Raw genomic sequence first — 18,957 nt, forward strand, 5'->3', positions numbered from 1 at the left:
ATTTTTCACGCAAGCTTTCAAGTTCTCTCACCCGCCGCCCAGTCTTGGGCATGGCCGCTGCGGTGTTGTTGTCAACCACTTCGATGGCTTGGGCGCAAACCGCCTGGCCCAACAAGCCCGTCAAGATCGTTGTGCCCTTCGCACCCGGCGGCACCACAGACATCTTGGCCCGCGCCATCGCGCCCGACCTGAGCAAAGCCTTTGGCCAGTCCTTTGTGATCGAGAACAAAGGCGGTGCCGGTGGCAATCTGGGCGCTGATCAAGTGGCCAAATCGGCTGGCGACGGCTACACCCTGCTCATGGGCACCGTGGGCACGCACGGCATCAACCGCGCCCTGTACAGCAAGCTGCCGTATGACCCCATCAAAGACTTCGCGCCCATCACCTTGGTCGCTGGCGTGCCCAATGTCATGGTGGTCAACGCCGATAAGGCAGCGGCCAACAAGATCAACAGCGTCAACGATTTCATCAAGTACGCCCTTGCCAACCCCGGCAAACTGAACATGGCCTCCAGCGGCAACGGCACCTCCATCCATTTGGCGGGTGAGCTGTTCAAGTCGCAAACAGGCACCTTCATGGCGCATATCCCTTACCGGGGCTCCGGCCCGGCCTTGCTCGATTTGGCGGGCGGCAGCATGGACGTCATGTTCGACAACTTGCCCTCGGCCATGGCACTCATCAAGGCGGGCAAAATCAAAGCGCTGGCCGTGACCAGTGGCCAACGTTCAGCGGCCATGCCCGACTTGCCCACGGTCGAAGAGGCGGCAGGGCTCAAAGGCTTCGAAGCCAGCAGCTGGTTTGGTTTGCTGGCACCCGCTGGCACCCCGGCTGATGTGGTCAGCCGCATCCAGCAAGAAGTCGCCAAGTCATTGGCCAGTCCCGCCATGAAAGAGCGCCTGACCACCCTGGGCGCGATCCCCAGCGGCAACACGCCCGCGCAGTTTGCGGCGCTGATTGACGCCGAGCACAAGAAATGGGCCGAAGTGGTTAAGGCCTCGGGTGCCAAGGTCGACTGATGACCTGGTTTGACGGCTTCGAGCGGCAAACGCTCACGGTGGCGGGTTTGCCCGTCTGCTTTCGGCGCACGGCCGACTGGGCGGGGCAAGCGCACTTGCCCGTGCTGGTTTTGCTGCATGGCTTTCCGCAAACCCATGTCATGTGGCATCGCGTTGCGCAGCATTTGCGCGGTCGCTATCGACTGGTGATGCCTGACCTGCGCGGTTATGGCGATTCGTCGCATGCCGTGGGGGATGCGCTGCACCTGCACTACAGCAAACGTGCCATGGCGCAAGAGGTGGTGGGCCTGCTCGACGCTTTGGGTGTCGGTGAATTCTTTTTGTGCGGCCACGACCGGGGCGGACGCGTGGCGCACCGTTTGGCGCTGGACCATGCCGCCAGGGTGAAGAAGCTCTGCATCATCGACATTGCCCCCACGCTGGACATGTACAGCGGCCATTGGGGAAAAGCCCCTGAAGTCGCAGGCCCGGTGGCCGACCCCTACTTTGCTTTTGCGCAAGCCTACTACCACTGGTTTCATCTGACGCAGCCCGCGCCCTTGCCCGAGGTCATGATTGGCGGCAACCCCAAGGCTTATTTGCACGCCAAGCTGGGCGGCTGGGGCAGTCAAGGGCTGGGCTATATCGAGCCTGAAGCCTTGGGTGAATACGAGCGCGCTTTTTGCAACCCGACACGCAATGACCAAGGCTGGTCAGCCGCCATCCACAGCGCCGCCGAAGACTACCGTGCCAGCGCAGGCATCGACTTGCAGCATGACCGCGAGGGCCGCGAGCACGGCGACAAAATCGCTTGCGACACCTTGGTCTTGTGGGGTGATCGGGGCGTAGTCAACCGCATGTTCAAGCCGGTCGAGCTGTGGCAAGCGCAATGTGCTGGACGTGTCAGTGGCCAGGTCATGCCTTCGGGCCATTTCATCCCCGAAGAGCTGTCCGAAGCGACCAGCGAAGCGCTGGCGCAGTGGATGGTTTGAGCTCATTCGTCATCTTGGACTTGATCGGGGGTCCATGCCTTCGTCGGTCATGGATACCCGCCTTCGCGGGTATGACATCTGTCATTTGTCACCCCGACTAAGCATCTGTCACCTCGACTAAGCTTCTGTCACCTCGACTAAGCATCTGTCATCCCGGACTTGATCCGGGATCTAGCGTTGCTACTGACTCAAGCCCCGCAGCACTTCTTGTATTTTTTGCCGCTGCCGCACGAGCACGCATCGTTGCGGCCGGGCGTGGCGGCTTTGATGACCTGCGCCACACGCGGGCCGATGTTGCGCCAGATTTCGCGCAGGTCGTACACCGCCCACAGCGCTTCGCCGTAGGCGTTCAGGCGCTCTTCGCTCACGCTGGGCGGGCCGTCTTCTGACAGGGCCGACAAGGTGGGCACATCGGTGTCGTCTTCGGTCAGTGCCACGATGGCTTCGAGCGACAAGTCGTGCCACTTGGCTGCGTCTTTGTCTTTGGGGGTGGCCCATTCGTCGGCCCAGTTTTCGACCGCGAACATGAAGCCCAGCGCCCACACCTGGGCAAACGAGGGGATCTCGCTGTCTTCGATTTCTTCGCGCTCTTCGGGGGGCAGCGAAGCGATCGCGCCGCGCACGTCCATTACTTCCGGGGCATAGGCCTTGTCATCGTCCAGCGCTTCGACCGGGGTGTCGAGCGCCAGCTTGATCTCGTCAAAACGGCGCTGCCACAAAGCCATGAACTGCTGGCGCTGGGCGTCGTCTGCAAAACTGCCGCCTTCGGCCTCATCCGGGTCAATGCCCAGCAGCATCGGCAGCCATTCGTCTTCGGGAATGGCGCGTCGGCTACAGACCAAGGCGGCCATGAAGCCCTCACAAAATTCCCACTGCGGTGTTTCTTCAAAACGCTCGCGCAGGTCGTCGAGGATGTTGTCCAAGGTGTCAAAGTCTTCGGCTTCCAAGCCAGCGGTCGTGTTCATGGGGTGTTCCTTTTCAATGGCACGATTGTAGGAGGCGCGTTGGCCTGCCATGGGGTCAGGGCGTGACGGGATTCAACGCCACACCGCAGCGCGCCAGGCGGTTTTTCATGCAGAGCACTTGTGCGTCTTTGCTGTGCAAGGCGGCGGTGTGGGTCACGGCCAGGTCGATGAACTTTTGGTCGTCGGGGTCTTTGCAGACGTACTCGGCTTTGGGCGCATCGGGGTGCAGCTGCGCCCAGCGGTCAAAATGGCCGAGCACAGTGTCAGCGGGTATTTCGCGGTGTGTGAGGCGTTTCACGATTTGCGGGTAGGCCAGCACGCGGGCCAGTTCCTCGCGCATGGCGGCGGTGGCCAGCCAGTGTGTGCGGCCTGTCTCGACGCTCACGCGCAGCGCTTCGGCCTTGGGTTCGTCAAACACCCACAGGTCGAGCAGGATGTTGGTGTCCAGCACGCGGCGTGCCGGGGTTTGAACCCCATCTGCGCCCGGACCTTCACTCAGAATTGCGCCCACCTCAAGGTTCACCTCAACGCCCCGCTCCCAACTCATGGTGCAGACGTTCCCGATGTGTCGGGGCCTGAGGTGACTGTTGGGTTGTTGCTGCTGTCGCTTGGCGTGCGCTTCAAGCTGCCTTTGATCATGTCAAAGCGGAACAAGCGGCATTCGATGGGGCCGTTCCACATGGGCACGCGGCGCGATTCTTTCAGGCGCATTTTGCTGGGCAGCTTCAGGTCGGGTGTGAGCATCCAAGCGCTCCAGCCGCTGTAGTTTTTCTTCCAGTGGCTGGCCAGTTGGGCAAAGAAGTCGACGCTGTCGTCGCCATCATTGGTTTGCGCGGTTTCGCGGTGGTGGCTTTGGTCGGCTGCGCGGGTACTTGAACGCGCATCGGCCAAGGCACCGGGCTGGAAGCTGTCACGCCCACGACCGGCGACACCGGCAGCGGCAATGCGCTCGCCATAGGGCGGGTTGAGCAGCATGACGCCGGGGGTCTCGCTGGGCGGCATGCGTTGCAGGGCATCGCCGCCTCGGAACTCGATCACGCCCGACACGCCTGCGCGTTCGGCGTTGCGCTCGGCAAAGTCGACCATTCGGAAAGCCACATCGCTGCCAAAAATGGGCGCGGTGGGTTCGTGCTCGTGGTCGCGGGCTTCTTCGATCAAGCCTTGCCAGACATGGTTTTGGAAAGGCAACAGCTTTTCAAAGCCAAAGCGGCGTTGCAAGCCAGGGGCGATGCCACAGGCGATTTGCGCCGCCTCAATCGGGATGGTGCCGCTGCCGCAGCAGGGGTCGTACAAAGGCACTGTCGCATCCCAGCCGCTGGCCGCGATCATGGCGGCCGCCAAGGTTTCCTTCAGGGGCGCGTCGCCCTTGTCGGTGCGCCAGCCGCGCTTGAACAGCGGTTCGCCCGAGGTGTCGATGTAGAGCGTGAGGGTTTCGGGTGTGACGTGGGCATAAATGCGCACATCGGGCCAGGTGGTGTCCACGTTCGGGCGCTCGCCGCGCTTGGCGCGAAAGCGGTCGGCCACCGCGTCTTTGATTTTGAGGGCGGCAAAGTTCAGGCTGGTCAGCGGGCTGTGCTGCGCCGTGATGTCGATCTTGAACGTCTGCTTGGGCGTGAACCAAATTTCCCAGGCCACTTCGCTGGCGGCTTGGTACAGGTCGTTTTCGTTGCGGTAGTCGGTGACGGACAGCTGCACCAGCACGCGCTGGGTCAAGCGGCTGTGCAGGTTGATGCGCATCGCGTCGCGCCAAGAGGCGCGGGCCATCACGCCGCCGCGTCCGGTCATCAGGTCGTTGCCGGTCAGGCCCGTGATGGCGTGCACCTCGTCGGCCAAAAAGCCCTCGACGCCAGCGGCGCAAGGCATGAACAGGTTCAATGAATTCACTCGAATACTCTCAAAGGGTTTTGCGCAGGTTCGCAGGCGCGATCTTCAGGGCTTCGCGGTATTTGGCCACCGTGCGGCGTGCGCAGTCGATGCCTTGCTCTTTCAGCATTTCTGAAATTTGGTTGTCCGACAGGGGTTTGGCGGGTTTTTCAGCCGCCACAAACTGCTTGATCAGTGCCCGCACGGCGGTGCTCGATGCGGCGCTGCCACTGTCGGTGCCCAAGCCCGAGCCAAAGAAATACTTCAGCTCAAACGTGCCTTGCGGCGTGGACATGTATTTGGCCGTGGTCACGCGGCTGATGGTGGACTCGTGCATGCCCAGCTCGTCGGCGATCTCGCGCAGCACCAGCGGGCGCATGGCCAGCTCGCCGTGGGTGAGGAAGTTTTTTTGCCGCTCCACGATGGCGGTGGATACGCGCAAGATGGTGTCAAAACGCTGCTGGATGTTTTTGATGAACCAGCGCGCTTCTTGCAGGCGCTGCTGCAAACCGGCATGCGATGAACCCTTGCTGCCGCGCAAGGCGTTGGCATAAATGTCGTGCACGCGCAGCTTGGGCATCACGTCGGGGTTGAGCTGGATGCGGAATTTGGGCGTGGCCGTTTTACTGGTGTTCACCACCAGCACGTCGGGGATGATGATGTTTTGTTCGGCCTGCGCAAACGGGCGGCCGGGTTTGGGCTCCAGCCGGGCAATGAACGGGATAGCGGCTTTGACCACGGCCTCGTCCAGACCGCAGGCCACAGCCAGGCGTTTGAAGTCGCGTTTGGCCAGCATTTCCATGGGTTGAGCGCAGACGGCCAGAGCGGCTTGGGCGACCTCGTCGTCTGGCGCGTCCTTGAGCCATGCCTTGATCTGGATGCGCATGCACTCGGCCAGATCGCGTGCGCCCACACCCACGGGCTCGAGCGATTGCAGCAAACCCAGCGCCACGGTGAAGCGGTGCACCAGCTCGTCCAGTTGTTCAAAATCGTCGCTGCCAGCCAAGCTGGCGGCCAATTCAGGCAGGGTGTCGGTCAGGTAGCCGTCGTCGTTGAGCGACTCGATCAAAAAGCGCAGGGCAGCACGGTCGATCTCGGACAAGCGCAGCGACAAGGCCTGGCGGTGCAAAAAGTCGGTGAGCGAGCCGCTGCTGCGGGCCAGGTCGATGGCGTCAGCGGTTTCTTCGCCATTGTTCTGGCGCGGTCCGGCATCGCCACCCCATTCGCTGTCGTCAGGGCGCATGTCCACGCTGCCGTCGCCGTCCCAGCTTTCGGCCACATCGGTCACGGCTTCGTCGCTGTTTTCGCTGGCGCTGTCGTCGCTGCTGCTGGATGTGCTGGCGCTTTCGCTCACCCGATCGCCCAGGCTGACGTGGGTGTCGGTTTGGTCCAGGCCAAAGGCCTCGGAGGCCGCTTCTTCTTCGCTGCGCTCAAGAAATGGGTTTTCGTCCAGCATCTGGTCGACCTCTTGCGACAGCTCCAGCGTGGACAGTTGCAGCAGGCGGATCGATTGTTGCAACTGGGGCGTGAGCGCCAGGTGCTGGGACATGCGCAGCGACAGACCGGGTTTCATGGCTGTGCTTTCATGGCGTGGACCTTGGATTTGTTCATCACATCCGGAAGTGTTCGCCCAGGTACACCCGTCGCACCTCGGCGTTGGACACGATTTCGTCGGGGGTGCCTGCAGCCAGCACGCGGCCTTCGCTGATGATGTAGGCGTGGTCGCAAATGCCCAAGGTCTCGCGCACGTTGTGGTCGGTGATCAGCACGCCAATGCCGCGCTGCTTGAGGAAGGCAATGATGCGCTGGATCTCGATCACGGCGATCGGGTCAATGCCAGCAAAAGGCTCGTCCAGCAAGATAAAACGCGGGTTGGTGGCCAAGGCGCGGGCAATCTCTACGCGGCGGCGTTCACCCCCTGACAGCGCGACCGCAGGGGAATCGCGCAGGTGGTCGACGCGCAGGTCGGCCAGCAACTCGCTCAGGCGTTGTTCAATGTCAGCCGATGAGAGTGCATGACCCTGGGCGTCGGTTTGCAGCTCCAGAATGGCGCGCACGTTGTCTGCCACCGACAGTTTGCGAAAAATCGAGGCCTCTTGCGGCAGATACGACAGGCCCATGCGCGAGCGCTTGTGAATGGGCATGCGCGTGACGTCTTGCCCATCAATCATGATCTGGCCGCCATCACCACGCACCAAGCCCACGATCATGTAAAAAGAGGTGGTTTTGCCTGCGCCGTTGGGGCCGAGCAAGCCCACCACTTCGCCCTTGTCTACTTGCACGGACACGTCGTGCACCACTTTGCGGCTGCCGTAGGCCTTTTTCAGGTGGTGCGCTTCCAGTCGGCTGGGCACGAGTGGCTCACTCATTGTTTTTTGCTTTCGCCTGTATTGGGGCTGATCCGCAGGGCAGGGATGGCCGTTTTCGGAGCGGGGGGCGTGGTCGCCGGGCTTGTTTTTCTGGGCGTCAGCACGGCGCGTACGCGTTGATCTCGCGGGTCCGTGGCTTGGGTGCCTTTGGGCAGACCGTCCACGGTCATGACTTCGGTGGTGTTGTTGAAAATGATTTTTTGACCATTGAGTTGGTCGGCCAGCTCGGTGCCGCGCAAAATTCGAACTTCTGCCCGCTGACTCAGTGTCACGACATCGGCCTGGCTGTCGTAGATGGCCATTTCGCCTTCACCTTCGGTGAATTCATCGACGCCTTCGCGTTTTTGCCGAAAAAAGACGCGTTCGTTCGGTGCGGCCCAAACGTGCGCCACTTGTTGGCCGTTTTTGTCTTGTTGCACTTCCATGCGATCGCCGCGCAAAACCATGGTGCCTTTGAACGCAACCACCTTGCCTGTGAAATGGGTGAGCAGTTTGTTTTCGTCGTGGCGCATGGCATCCGCCTCAATCAGCATGGGCTTGTCGCGGTCGGCTTTTTCGGCCCACGCAGGCGTGCAAAGCACGCTGAGCGCTGCGGCGACGAGGCTGATGGTACGGAGAATTGTCATGGGGGCATGAATCTTGCTGGTGACGAATTTTGATTGTAGAGGCAAGAGTGAGCAGATCGGCCTTGCCGCGCGTGCCAAGGCATAAAAAAAGCCCGCTCAGGTGGCTCACCAGCGGGCTTGGGTTGGGGCTGCTGGCGCAGACTCAGCTTTTTGGCTTGACGGCTTGCGTGCTGGTTTGGGCGGGGCGAGACTGGGCGATCAGGGATTCGGTGATTTTCAAGGCGCGGTCCATGCCGCCAGCCAGGCTGCCGTCAATGTAATAACGACCCGCCACGCCCAAGGATGGCACACCTTCCACCTTGAAGTCGTTTTGCAACTGGACGGCACGCTTGAGCTTGCTGGCCACGCCGAACGATTTGTAGATTTCGTTGAATTTGACTTTGTCCACGCCTTGCTGTTCTGCCCAGGCCAGCACGCTGGAATCGGTGTTCAGGGCCAACTTGCCCACATGGATCGCCGCAAACACCTTGGGGTGGAGCGTGTCCAGCAAATTCATGGCTTCGATGGTGAAAAACAGGCGCTGCTGCGGCGCAAAGTCTTCGCGGAACGAGACCGGAATGCGGCGCACCACCACGTCTTTCGGGGCATTCTTGACCCATTGGGCAAATGTCGGTTCAAACGCGTTGCAGTGCGAGCAGCTGTACCAGAAGAACTCGATGACTTCGACCTTGCCTGCGCCTGCTTCGGTGGCCACAGGGCGGTCCAGCGTCAGGAAGTCTTTGCCTGACTTGAAGAGGGCGGCTTGAGCCCAGGCGGCAGAGGTGCTGAGCCAGGCAGCGGCAGTGACCAAGGCAGAAGAGAAGAAACGGCGGTCCATGTGTGGGTCCCTCATGAGTCTTGAGTACGGTGTGGGTTCAGCGTTGAACACGCACCAGCGTGTTGTCAATGCCGCCGCTTTCCAGGCGGGTGCGAATTTTTTCAGCGGCAGCTTTGTCTGCAAAGGGCCCCAAGCGTACACGGAACACCGTGCGCCCGGCTTGATCCCGTTCAGAGACCTTGGCGTCCAGGCCCATCATGGCCAATTTGGCTTTTTGGGCGTCGGCATCGTTGCTGGTTCGGTAAGCGCCCACCTGAATGACGTAATCAAACGGATCGGCGCTGGCGCTGGCAGCCGCAGGGGTAGAGAGGCCGGATTTGGTTTTGGCCAAATCGCCCAAAGGGTCGGCCGTGACCGCTGGGCGTTGCTCGGTCTTGGGCGCTTCAGCCGCGCTTTTGCCGTGTCCGCTGGGGGCGGCTTTGTCTGCGGCTGTGTTGGCGGCTGGCACAGACGGTGACAGTGGCGCAGTAGGCGTTGCGGGTGGTGCCGGTACTTCTGCGGGTGCTTTGGGCTGCAACACACCGTTCGGATTCCAGTCCTTGTTTTTCGCGGTCTCCTGCACGTCCTGGTCGTTGGTGCGAGGCTGGTTTTTGTTGGAAAAAGGGGTCGGCACTTTGGTCACGTAAATGGCCACGGCCAATGCCACGCCCAAGCCCAGCACCAGTCCAATGATGAAACCGAGGAAAGTACCGCCGCGTTGGGGGTGGAGTTGCATGTTGTGATCCCTGTTTACATTTTTTGCGGAGCCGATACGCCCAGCACTTTGAGGCCATTGCGAAGCACCTGCGCAGTGGCCGCAACCAGCGCCAAGCGGGCTTTTTTGACGGCTTCGTCGTCCACCAAAATGCGCTCGGCATCGTAGTAGCTGTGGTACAGCGAGGCCAAATCACGCAGGTAAAACGTCACGTCGTGCGGCGCAAAGTCGGTGGCGGCCGCCGTCAGCATCTCGGGGTACTTGGCCAGGGCCAACATCAGGGCGTGGGCCTGCGGGCTTTGCAGTGGCGACAAATCGACCTTGGCCAGTGTGGCGGGGTCGCCACCGTCTTTGTCTTTCCAGGCAGCCAGCACCGAGCAGATGCGGGCGTGGGCGTATTGCACGTAGTACACCGGGTTGTCGTTGTTTTGCGCCAGCGCCAGGTCGATGTCGAAGATGTATTCGGTGTCGGGCTTGCGTGACAGCAAGAAGAAACGCACCGCGTCTTTGCTGGTCCACTCGATCAGATCGCGCAGCGTGACGTAGCTGCCCGCACGCTTGGAGATCTTGACCTCTTCGCCGCCGCGCATCACGCGCACCATGGTGTGCAGCACGTAGTCGGGGTAGCCCTCGGGGATGCCCACAGCGGCCGCTTGCAAGCCTGCACGCACGCGGGCGATGGTGCCGTGGTGGTCGGTGCCTTGGATGTTGACCACACGGCCAAAGCCGCGCTCCCACTTGGTGATGTGGTAGGCCACATCGGGCACAAAGTAGGTGTAGCTGCCGTCGCCTTTGCGCATGACGCGGTCTTTGTCGTCGCCGTAATCGGTGGATTTGAGCCACAGCGCGCCATCGTGTTCGTAGGTCTTGCCGGCATCGCGCAGTTTTTGCACGGCAGCGTCGACCTTGCCGCTGGTGTACAGGCTGGACTCAAGGTAGTAGTTGTCGAATTGAACGTCAAAGGCCTTCAAGTCCAGATCTTGTTCGTGGCGCAGATAGGCCACGGCAAACAGGCGCATGCCGTCCAGGTCATTCACATCGCCGCTGCCTGTGAACTCGCGGTCATCGGACTTGACGGTCTTTTTGGCCAGAAAATCGTTCGCGATGTCCTGGATGTAGTCGCCGTTGTAGGCCGCTTCGGGCCACTCGGCATCGCCTGGCTTGAAGCCCTTGGCGCGCAATTGGGTGGAGTTGGCCAGGGTGCCAATTTGCACGCCCGCGTCGTTGTAATAAAACTCGCGGTAGACCTGCTGGCCTTGTGTGGCGAGCAAATTGCAAATCGCGTCGCCCAAAGCCGCTTGGCGGCCGTGGCCCACGTGCAGCGGGCCAGTGGGGTTGGCTGAAACGAATTCGACCAGCACCTTGTTGGGCTGGGCAGCTTGGTCGCCAAAGCATTCGGCCGCTTGCAAAACCTCGTGCACCACCGCTTGTTTGGCCGCGTCTTTCAGGCGGATGTTGATGAAGCCCGGGCCAGCGATCTCGATCGCATCGACCCAACGCTCGAAAGCAGGGGTGCTCAACAAGGCGGTGCGCAGGGTTTCGGACAGTTGACGTGGGTTTTGCTTGAGGGCTTTGGCCAGCTGCATAGCGGCTGTGCAGGCCAGGTCGCCGTGGGCGGCCACTTTGGGCGATTCAAAGGCCGCACGCGCACCCGCGCCGGTTTGGAGTTTTTCAAGCTCGGTGGCCAGGGCCGTGAGCAAATGTTGTTTGGCTAAGAGCATAGGGCGCGATTTTACGGGGCTGGGCCAGGGATCACGCGGTGGACAAGCTTGCGGGGCGTTTTTATATGCAGCAAATTACAGTTGGTCACAACTGGCGTCAACAGCTGTGGGCTTTTGAGCGTTAATGAGCGACCTGCACCTCTGTGCAGGCTTTTTTGACTGTTGATTATTTTTTGGGAGTTCATTCATGCGTCATTCCATCTCTATTGCTGCACTCGGTTTTGCCTTGATTTCTGGCGTGGCTTTCGCGGCTGACCCTGTCAAGCCAGCGGCCGCTGCTGCGCCCGTGGCTGCTGTTGCTGCTCCTGCCGCCGCTCCCGCCATGCCTGCGACGCCAGCCGCCCCTGCTGCTGATAAAACCCCACAACAAAGCAAAATGGCCATGTGCAACAAAGACGCCGACGGCAAAAAGGGCGATGAGCGCAAAGCCTTCATGAAGACGTGCTTGAGCGCCAAAAAGCCTGCTACCCAGCAAAGCAAGATGAAAACCTGCAACACCGAAGCCACGGGTAAAAAAGGCGACGAACGCAAGGCCTTCATGTCTGAATGCCTGAAGAAGTGATGTCACCGGTGCGGTGAGCCTGGTGGTTCACCCTTCCCGACATCAAAAAGCCCGGGCATGCCCGGGCTTTTTTGTGGTCCTGAGGTGTTCACGTTGCCGAGCGACTCAGTCTGACGCGGTTTGCCAATAGCCGGGTTGCGCGTAGTGGTGTTTCAGGTAGTCAATCCACAGTCGCACCCGCAATGGCAGGTGCTTGCGCTGGGGGAAAACCACAAAAATTCCGTTCGGGGAAGCGGCAAAGTCTTCCAGCACGGCCACCAACTGGCCCGATTGGATTTCGCTTTCGACTTCCCAGGTGCTGCGCCAAGCGATGCCGTAGCCGGCCAGGCACCAGTCGTGTAACACCTGCCCGTCCGAGCAGTCCAGTGGCCCGCCGGGGCGCAGGTGGACCACGTCGTGGCCGCTGTCGGCTGGGGTGCGAAAAGCCCAACCCCGGGTTTGTGAGGCGTCGCTCGACAAGGTGAGGCAGTCGTGCTGCAGCAAGTCTGAGGGTTGCAAAGGTGTGCCGCGCCGCGCCAGATAAGCCGGGGTGGCCACGCACAGGCGGCGGTTGTCGGCCATGCGCACGCTCACCAGCGACGAGTCGGGCAGGTCGCCCACCCGCACCGCGCAATCAAAGCCCTCGGCGGCCAAGTCCACTACCCGGTCGCTCAGGTTCAGCGAGATCGACACATCGGGATGCAGTTCGCGAAAGCGCGGCACCAGCGGGGCCACATGGCGACGGCCAAACCCGGCTGGTGCGGTGATGCGCAAATGCCCGCTGGCCTTCACGCCGCCTGCCGAGACACTGGCCTCGGCATTGGCCACTTCAGAGAGCAGGCGCTGACAATCTTCCAGAAAAGCACTGCCTTCGTGGGTGAGCGTGATGCGGCGCGTGGTGCGCACCAGCAGCTTCACGCCCAGGTTTTCTTCCAGCGCATCGAGTCGCCTGCCAATGATGGCCGGGGCCACGCCCTCAGCCCGGGCTGCAGCGGTCAGGCTGCCTTTGGTGGCAACCGAGACAAAGGTTTCGAAGGCTTTGAACTTGTCCATGCGGCCCGATTATGCGGGTTCAGGGTTGCAATGCAGGTCCGGTTGCGGGTGATTGGCGCTCAAAGAGGTGGTCAATGGCCGAGCCAGCCCTTGGGCAGTCCCGCTTCGGGCGTCATGCCGTAAATCGGCTCGCCGGGCAGTCCGGCTTGCAGCGGCAGGCGAGCCTCCATGAGTTGGGTCAGGTCGATGCCTGTCGACACACCCATGGCCTCGAACATGAAGACCAGGTCTTCGGTGACCACATTGCCCGAAGCGCCCGGTGCATAAGGGCAGCCCCCCAAACCACCCAGCGAGCTGTCAAAGGTGCGCACACCTGATTCGTAAGCGGCCAGGCAATTGGCCAAGCCCAGGCCTCGGGTGTTGTGCATGTGGGCCGAGCCGGTGAGCGGGCCGATCTCTTGAAACAAGCGCTTGAACAAGCGGGTCACTTGCGCCGGGTTGCCCATGCCGGTGGTGTCCGACAGGCCGATCTCGTCCACGCCCGCTTCGGCCAGCAGCAGCGCCAGGCGCACCACATCGTCCTCTGGGACTGCCCCTTGCAAGGTGCAGCCAAAGGCGGTGGACATGCCGATTTCGACAGGCACATTGGGGGCGAGTTCGTCACGCAACTGCAATACGGTTCGCACTTCTTCCACCATGGCCTCGGGCGATTTGCGCACATTGGCCATCGAATGTGCTGGGCTGGCCGAGACCGGCAAAGTGAGCTTTTGTGCGCCCGCTTGCAAGGCCGCTTGTGCGCCGCGCAGGTTGGGCACCAGCGCCATCACCCGCACATGGCTGTGGCGCAGCGCGTGCTGCACCACTTGCGCGGCATCGGCCATTTGAGGCAGCAGCTTGGCGGGCACGAACGAGGCCACTTCGATCTCGCGCAGGCCCGCTGCCGCCAGCGCGTCGATCCAACGCAGCTTGTCGGCCGTGGGCATGGTGGCCTTGACCGATTGCAGGCCATCGCGTGGACCGACTTCGCTGATCAGAACTTGCGGGGTGTTGGGGCGTGTCATGCCTGAATTAAACCGCAGTGCGGCAAGGCGCCAAACCTCACGCTGGAGGGGCGCATTTGTGTCTAAAAGTCATGGGTCTATGAAGTTTGGGCGGGTTTATCGGTGTCTAAATTTAGAATAGAGTGCTTTCTCACTTTGGCCAATCTGCAGCTTGACAGCTTTGCAAGCGGCCAGCCCCGATTTTTTGACCAGACCCCAGAGGTTTTCATGACTGCACGCACCGCGATCCATCACCTGCAAGTGGCCAATCCCTTGCTGAGTTTCATCAACGACCAAATGCTGCCCGCCACAGGCGTGGACCAAGACAAGTTCTGGAAAGGCTTCAACGACATCGTGGCCGATCTGGCACCGAAAAACATCGCGTTGCTGGCCGAGCGTGACCGCATCCAGACCGCCATGGACCAGTGGCACAGCGCCAACCCCGGCCCGGTGCTTGAGGGCAAGGCCATGAAGGCCTACCGCAAATACCTGAGCCAGATCGGCTACCTGGTGCCCGAGCCGCGCAACGCTCAGGCCACCACCGCCCATGTGGACGCCGAGCTGGCCAAGCTGGCTGGCCCTCAGCTGGTGGTGCCGATTTTGAACGCCCGCTACGCCCTGAACGCTGCCAACGCCCGTTGGGGCAGCTTGTACGACGCGCTGTACGGCACCGACGCCATTTCTGAGGCCGATGGTTGCGAAAAAGGCACGGGCTACAACCCCAAGCGCGGCGCCAAAGTCATCGACTACTGCCGCAACGTGCTCGACCGCACCGCACCCCTGAAGACCGGCTCGCACGTGGGCAGCCAAGGCTACGCGGTCAAGGCCGGCAAACTGGTGGTGACGCTGGCCAACGGCAAGAACACCACCTTGGCCGATGCCAAGCAATTCGTGGGTTACACCGGCGATGCCAAGGCCCCCGCTTCGGTGCTGTTCGTGCACAACGGCATTCACCTCGACTTGCAAATCAACAAAACCACGGCCATCGGCAAGACCGATGCTGCGGGCGTGTCCGACCTGATCGCCGAAAGCGCGCTGTCCACCATTCTTGACCTGGAAGATTCCGTGGCCGCTGTGGACGCCGACGACAAAGTGCTGGCCTACGCCAACTGGCTGGGCATCTTGCAAGGCACCTTGAGCGAAGAAGTGCAAAAGGGCGGCAAGACCTTCACCCGCACCATGAACGCTGACCGCGAGTACACCAAGCCCGCAGGCAAAGGCACGGTGTCTTTGCATGGCCGCTCGCTCATGTTTGTGCGCAACGTCGGCCACTTGATGACCAACCCCGCCATCCTTTACAAAGCTGCTGACGGCAGCATGAAAGAGATCCCCGAGGGCATCCTTGACGCCATGGTCACTGTGACCTGCGCCTTGATCGACTTGCAGAAAAAATCGTCGCACCCGCTGCGCAACAGCCGCACAGGCAGCGTCTACATCGTCAAGCCCAAAATGCACGGCCCCGCCGAAGTGGCCTTTGCCGACGAGCTGTTTGGCCGCGTTGAAAAGGTGATCGGCATGAAGCCGTCGACCGTCAAACTGGGCATCATGGACGAAGAGCGCCGCACCAGCGCCAACCTCAAGGCCTGCATTGCCGCAGCCAAGAGCCGCGTGGCCTTCATCAACACCGGCTTCCTCGACCGCACCGGCGACGAAATGCACACCTGCATGCTGGCCGGCCCCGTGATGCGCAAGGGCGACATCAAAAACAGCGTGTGGCTGGGTGCCTATGAAAAGAACAACGTCAACGTGGGCCTGGCTTGCGGTCTGCGCGGACGCGCTCAGATTGGCAAAGGCATGTGGGCCATGCCCGACCTGATGGCCGACATGCTCAAGGCCAAGATTGGTCACCCCTTGGCCGGTGCCAACACCGCTTGGGTGCCAAGCCCGACGGCCGCCACACTGCACGCCATGCACTACCACCAGGTGGACGTGCCCGCGTTGCAAAAGCAAATGGAAAAGGCGGTGGCAAAGCAAGACGCCAAAGTGCTGCGCGACGAAACCCTGAACCAGTTGCTGCAGTTCCCTGTGGTGGCAAAAGACGCCGCCAACTGGTCTGAAGAAGACAAGCAAAAGGAACTCGACAACAACGCCCAAGGCATCTTGGGTTATGTGGTGCGCTGGGTGGACCAAGGCGTGGGTTGCTCGAAAGTACCCGACATCAATGGCGTGGGCCTGATGGAAGACCGCGCCACCTTGCGCATTTCGAGCCAACACATGGCCAACTGGATGCACCATGGCGTGGTGAGCGAAAAGCAAGTCAAACAAACCATGGAGCGCATGGCCGCCGTGGTGGACGCGCAAAACGCCGGTGATGCGGCTTACCAGCCCATGGCAGGCAACTTTGCCAAGTCAGCGGCCTACAAAGCCGCTTGCGATCTGGTCTTCAAAGGCAAAGCGCAACCGAGCGGTTACACCGAGCCACTGCTGCACGCCTGGCGCTTGAAGGTCAAGGCCGCCTGAAATGGGCCAGACCGGACACGGTCTGACACTTGAAAAAACGGCTCCTTCGGGAGCCGTTTTGCTGTGGGTCATGCCTTGCTGTGCCGGGCATGCCTGAAAATAGGGGTTTTTGGAGAGTGCGATGCGCTGGATAGACCGAATTCCCATGCTGTGGTTGGTGGCCATCGCCGTTTACCTGGCGGGCGCACCTTTTGTGCCCGAGCCGCACTTGGTCGAAAAGTGGCGCATGCTCACCGAGGGCCATTTGGGCAAGCCCATCGACATCTTTGATTTTTTCTTGCACAACGCGCCCATGGGGGTGCTGGCCATTCGCCTGTGGCGTGATGCGCAGCGTCGCAGGCAGCGCCCAGACTGAGCCTTCCCTTTGCGTCCGGCCATGAATCCTTGCATCAGCCCTCATATGACCCAAAATGCTGACCCCATCCCATGAACTTTTCGCTGCCTGCCGTTGACCCTTGCCGATGTCCTTTGTGCGGACAGTCCAACGCCTGCGCCATGGCCACGCCTGCGACCACAGTCGGTGCCGGTGCCACAGCGCCCGGCCCGTGCTGGTGCACGCGCGTGCACTTCAGTGCCGATGTGCTGAAGCAGGTGCCCGAAGCGGCGCGCAACAAGGCCTGCATTTGCGCGGCGTGTGCAAGGGCGTCAAAAGGTAAATTCGATGGTGACAACGCATGAGCTGGCCCCAAGGCCTTTGCAAGCTGTGTGCTCCGTTGGCTGCCTGGAAAATGGGCGAGTCCAGCACCGCCCTCAAGAAAGACTGAACCATGTGCCAACTGCTCGGCATGAACTGCAACACCCCCACCGACGTGACCTTCAGCTTCAGCGGGTTTGCCCAGCGCGGCGGCATCACCGACCACCACGGTGACGGCTGGGGCATTGCCTTTTTTGAAGGGCAGGGCGTGCGCCATTTTGTGGACCACCAAAGCGCCAGCAGCTCACCCATTGCCGAGTTGATTCGCCGTTACCCCATCCAAAGCCGCAACGTCATTGCCCACATCCGCAAAGCCACGCAAGGCGAGGTGAGCCTGGAAAATTGCCACCCGTTTGTGCGTGAGCTGTGGGGCCGTTATTGGGTCTTTGCGCACAACGGCAATCTGGTGAACTACGCGCCGCATTTGCATGGCAGCTTTAAGCCGGTGGGTCAGACCGACAGCGAACGCGCGTTTTGCTGGCTCATGCAAGAGCTGGCCAAGTCGCACGCCAGTGTGCCCAGTGTGGCGGAGTTGACATTGACACTGCGTGAGTTGGTGCCTCAAATCGCCCGGTTTGGCACCTTCAACTTTTTGTTGTCGAACGGGCAAGCGCTGTGGGCGCATGCCAGCACCCACCTGCATTACGTGCTGCGCCGCCACCCCTTCACGCACGCGACTTTGAGTGACGAGGACTTGAGTGTGAATTTTGCCGACCACACCCGAGACAGCGATCGGGTGGCGGTGGTGGTGACCGCCCCGCTGACCACCGATGAAGCCTGGGTCGCGTTTGAGCCGGGCCGGGTTTACACGTTTTTGGATGGGGGTTTGGCCAATAGTTGATATGACCACCTGAGCCGATTCCTGTGATACCCGACTTGACTTTGTTACCTTGACTGCAGCCCTGTCACCATGACTGAGCCCAGTCACCGTGACTGAGCCCTGTCACCATGACTGAGCCCAGTCACCGTGACTGAGCCCTGTCACCGTGACTGCAACTCTGTCACCCCCGACTTGATCGGGGGGCCATGACTTCGGCGGGGATGGATACCCGGTCAAGCCGGGCATGACAGTAGGGGACAGGCATGACTGTCGGGGTCGGGATGACAGTCGGTGTCGGGATGACAGTCGGTGTCGGGATGACAGTCGGGGTCGGGCATGACTTTCGAGCGCAGCGCTTACAGCGCTGCTTCCACTGCGTCCATGAACAGGGCCGCCACATCGCAGCCCATCTGGTCAGTGATTTCCTGAAAGCAGGTCGGGCTGGTCACGTTGATCTCGGTGAGGCTGTCGCCGATGATGTCCAAGCCCACCAGCATCAGGCCCCGCGCGAACAGGATCGGGCCGAGGGCCTCGGCAATTTCGCGGTCGCGTGCCGAAATCGGTTGCGCCACACCTTTGCCGCCGGCGGCCAAATTGCCGCGCACTTCGCCGCCTTGGGGAATGCGGGCCAGGCAAAACGGCACCGGCTTGCCACCGATCAGCAACACCCGCTTGTCGCCTTGGGCAATGCCGGGCAAAAACTTTTGCACCATCACGGTTTGCTGGCCATCACGATTCAGTGTTTCGATGATCGCGCCCAGGTTCAAGCCGTCTGCGCCGACCTTGAAAATGCCCATGCCGCCCATGCCGTCCAAGGGCTTCAAGATGATCTCGCCGTGGCTGGCGTGGAAAGCGCGGATGTCGGCCTCGTTGCGGGTGACCAGTGTGGGCGCAATGAACTGAGGGAACTCCAAGATGGCCAGCTTCTCGGGGTGGTTGCGCAGCGCCGCCGGGCTGTTGAAGACCTTGGCCCCTTCGCGTTCGGCCTGACTCAACAAATGGGTGGCGTAAAAGTATTCGCTGTCAAAAGGCGGGTCTTTGCGCATGACCACCGCGTCAAAGTCTTTCAGTGCGGCGCGGCCTGTGCCTGATTCGGTGAACCAAGCTGTGGGCTCGCCCGTCAGGTGAATCTCACGCACTTGGGCTGATACCGCTTCCCCTTGTTGCCAACGCACATCGGTCATCTCGCAGGCCACGATTTGGTGGCCGCGTTTTTGCGCCTCGCGCATCATCGAGAACGTGGTGTCCTTGTAAATCTTGAACGATTCAAGGGGGTCGGCAACAAACAGTATTTTCATCATGTCATTTTAGGGTTGAGGCTTTGTCCCTGCGGTCTTTCAGGTGTCTGTTGCAGGGGTGATTGGCAC

The 18,957-nt window shown here is 61.1% G+C and carries 19 protein-coding genes; 7 read left to right on the plus strand and 12 right to left on the minus strand.

Features of this window, described 5'->3' with window-relative positions; translation table 11 throughout:
• Nucleotides 1-50: 50 nt before the first annotated feature.
• Together ACZ5RG_RS00870 and ACZ5RG_RS00875 are read left to right on the plus strand one after the other, a co-directional pair.
• Entirely contained in the window at nt 51-1,016 is a 966-nt protein-coding gene (locus ACZ5RG_RS00870) for a Bug family tripartite tricarboxylate transporter substrate binding protein (RefSeq protein WP_298600055.1), read from the plus strand.
• Nucleotides 1,016-1,987 (plus strand): alpha/beta hydrolase, encoded by a 972-nt coding sequence (locus tag ACZ5RG_RS00875; protein ID WP_464447562.1) that lies wholly within the window; start codon nt 1,016-1,018, stop codon nt 1,985-1,987. Before ACZ5RG_RS00870 ends, ACZ5RG_RS00875 begins: the two co-directional genes overlap by 1 nt.
• A gap of 188 nt (nt 1,988-2,175) precedes the next feature.
• Here ACZ5RG_RS00875 and ACZ5RG_RS00880 read toward each other — a convergent pair whose 3' ends face one another.
• The 9 genes from ACZ5RG_RS00880 to argS form a co-directional block, all read right to left on the minus strand.
• Nucleotides 2,176-2,952, minus strand: coding sequence for a UPF0149 family protein (locus ACZ5RG_RS00880; protein ID WP_298600028.1), 777 nt, complete (start codon nt 2,950-2,952; stop codon nt 2,176-2,178).
• 55 nt (nt 2,953-3,007) lie between these two features.
• Nucleotides 3,008-3,403 (minus strand): PIN domain-containing protein, encoded by a 396-nt coding sequence (locus ACZ5RG_RS00885; RefSeq protein ID WP_464448167.1) that lies wholly within the window; start codon nt 3,401-3,403, stop codon nt 3,008-3,010.
• 92 nt (nt 3,404-3,495) lie between these two features.
• Nucleotides 3,496-4,836: a THUMP domain-containing class I SAM-dependent RNA methyltransferase gene (locus tag ACZ5RG_RS00890; RefSeq protein WP_298600025.1), complete on the minus strand. Its 1,341-nt coding sequence runs from the start codon at nt 4,834-4,836 to the stop codon at nt 3,496-3,498.
• Between the two features lie 10 nt (nt 4,837-4,846).
• Entirely contained in the window at nt 4,847-6,388 is a 1,542-nt protein-coding gene (locus ACZ5RG_RS00895; protein WP_464447563.1) for an RNA polymerase factor sigma-54, read from the minus strand.
• A 37-nt stretch (nt 6,389-6,425) separates the two neighbouring features.
• Nucleotides 6,426-7,184, minus strand: coding sequence for an LPS export ABC transporter ATP-binding protein (lptB, locus tag ACZ5RG_RS00900; RefSeq protein ID WP_298600020.1), 759 nt, complete (start codon nt 7,182-7,184; stop codon nt 6,426-6,428).
• The gene (lptA, locus tag ACZ5RG_RS00905) at nt 7,181-7,810 is read right to left on the minus strand and encodes a lipopolysaccharide transport periplasmic protein LptA (RefSeq protein ID WP_464447564.1); all 630 of its coding nucleotides are present in this window, start codon (nt 7,808-7,810) and stop codon (nt 7,181-7,183) included. The genes lptB and lptA overlap by 4 nt, the downstream gene beginning before the upstream one ends.
• 142 nt (nt 7,811-7,952) lie before the next feature.
• Complete coding sequence (locus ACZ5RG_RS00910) at nt 7,953-8,627, minus strand: thiol:disulfide interchange protein DsbA/DsbL (RefSeq protein ID WP_464447565.1); 675 nt, start codon at nt 8,625-8,627, stop codon at nt 7,953-7,955.
• A 37-nt stretch (nt 8,628-8,664) separates the two neighbouring features.
• The gene (locus ACZ5RG_RS00915) at nt 8,665-9,342 is read right to left on the minus strand and encodes an SPOR domain-containing protein (protein ID WP_464447566.1); all 678 of its coding nucleotides are present in this window, start codon (nt 9,340-9,342) and stop codon (nt 8,665-8,667) included.
• A gap of 14 nt (nt 9,343-9,356) precedes the next feature.
• A complete protein-coding gene (gene argS / locus ACZ5RG_RS00920) occupies nt 9,357-11,042 on the minus strand; it encodes an arginine--tRNA ligase (protein ID WP_464447567.1) in 1,686 nt (561 codons plus the stop codon).
• A 187-nt stretch (nt 11,043-11,229) separates the two neighbouring features.
• Between argS and ACZ5RG_RS00925 the strand changes: the two genes are divergently transcribed.
• On the plus strand, nt 11,230-11,604 hold the full coding sequence (locus ACZ5RG_RS00925) for a PsiF family protein (protein ID WP_298600005.1): 375 nt from the start codon (nt 11,230-11,232) through the stop codon (nt 11,602-11,604).
• Nucleotides 11,605-11,709: 105 nt separating this feature from the next.
• Here the strand turns inward: ACZ5RG_RS00925 and ACZ5RG_RS00930 are convergent, their stop codons facing one another.
• Both ACZ5RG_RS00930 and ACZ5RG_RS00935 read right to left on the minus strand, forming a co-directional pair.
• Nucleotides 11,710-12,636 (minus strand): LysR family transcriptional regulator, encoded by a 927-nt coding sequence (locus ACZ5RG_RS00930; protein ID WP_298600002.1) that lies wholly within the window; start codon nt 12,634-12,636, stop codon nt 11,710-11,712.
• A 71-nt stretch (nt 12,637-12,707) separates the two neighbouring features.
• Nucleotides 12,708-13,637 carry a hydroxymethylglutaryl-CoA lyase gene (locus ACZ5RG_RS00935; RefSeq protein ID WP_464447568.1) on the minus strand — a complete coding sequence of 310 codons (930 nt, stop codon included), beginning with the start codon at nt 13,635-13,637 and terminating at the stop codon, nt 12,708-12,710.
• Between the two features lie 207 nt (nt 13,638-13,844).
• On the opposite strand from ACZ5RG_RS00935, the gene ACZ5RG_RS00940 reads away from it, so the two are divergent.
• The 4 genes from ACZ5RG_RS00940 to ACZ5RG_RS00955 all read left to right on the plus strand — a co-directional run bounded on the left by ACZ5RG_RS00940 (nt 13,845) and on the right by ACZ5RG_RS00955 (nt 17,611).
• Complete coding sequence (locus ACZ5RG_RS00940; protein WP_464447569.1) at nt 13,845-16,076, plus strand: malate synthase G; 2,232 nt, start codon at nt 13,845-13,847, stop codon at nt 16,074-16,076.
• A 121-nt stretch (nt 16,077-16,197) separates the two neighbouring features.
• Nucleotides 16,198-16,431 (plus strand): hypothetical protein, encoded by a 234-nt coding sequence (locus tag ACZ5RG_RS00945; protein WP_464447570.1) that lies wholly within the window; start codon nt 16,198-16,200, stop codon nt 16,429-16,431.
• Between the two features lie 71 nt (nt 16,432-16,502).
• Nucleotides 16,503-16,754, plus strand: a complete 252-nt coding sequence (locus ACZ5RG_RS00950) for a cysteine-rich CWC family protein (RefSeq protein WP_464447571.1) — start codon at nt 16,503-16,505, stop codon at nt 16,752-16,754.
• 89 nt (nt 16,755-16,843) lie between these two features.
• Nucleotides 16,844-17,611: a class II glutamine amidotransferase gene (locus tag ACZ5RG_RS00955; protein WP_298599990.1), complete on the plus strand. Its 768-nt coding sequence runs from the start codon at nt 16,844-16,846 to the stop codon at nt 17,609-17,611.
• A 335-nt stretch (nt 17,612-17,946) separates the two neighbouring features.
• Here ACZ5RG_RS00955 and gshB read toward each other — a convergent pair whose 3' ends face one another.
• Nucleotides 17,947-18,888 (minus strand): glutathione synthase, encoded by a 942-nt coding sequence (gshB, locus tag ACZ5RG_RS00960; RefSeq protein ID WP_464447572.1) that lies wholly within the window; start codon nt 18,886-18,888, stop codon nt 17,947-17,949.
• Nucleotides 18,889-18,957: the final 69 nt, after the last annotated feature.

It is taken from the genome of Limnohabitans sp. TEGF005, assembly GCF_055394835.1.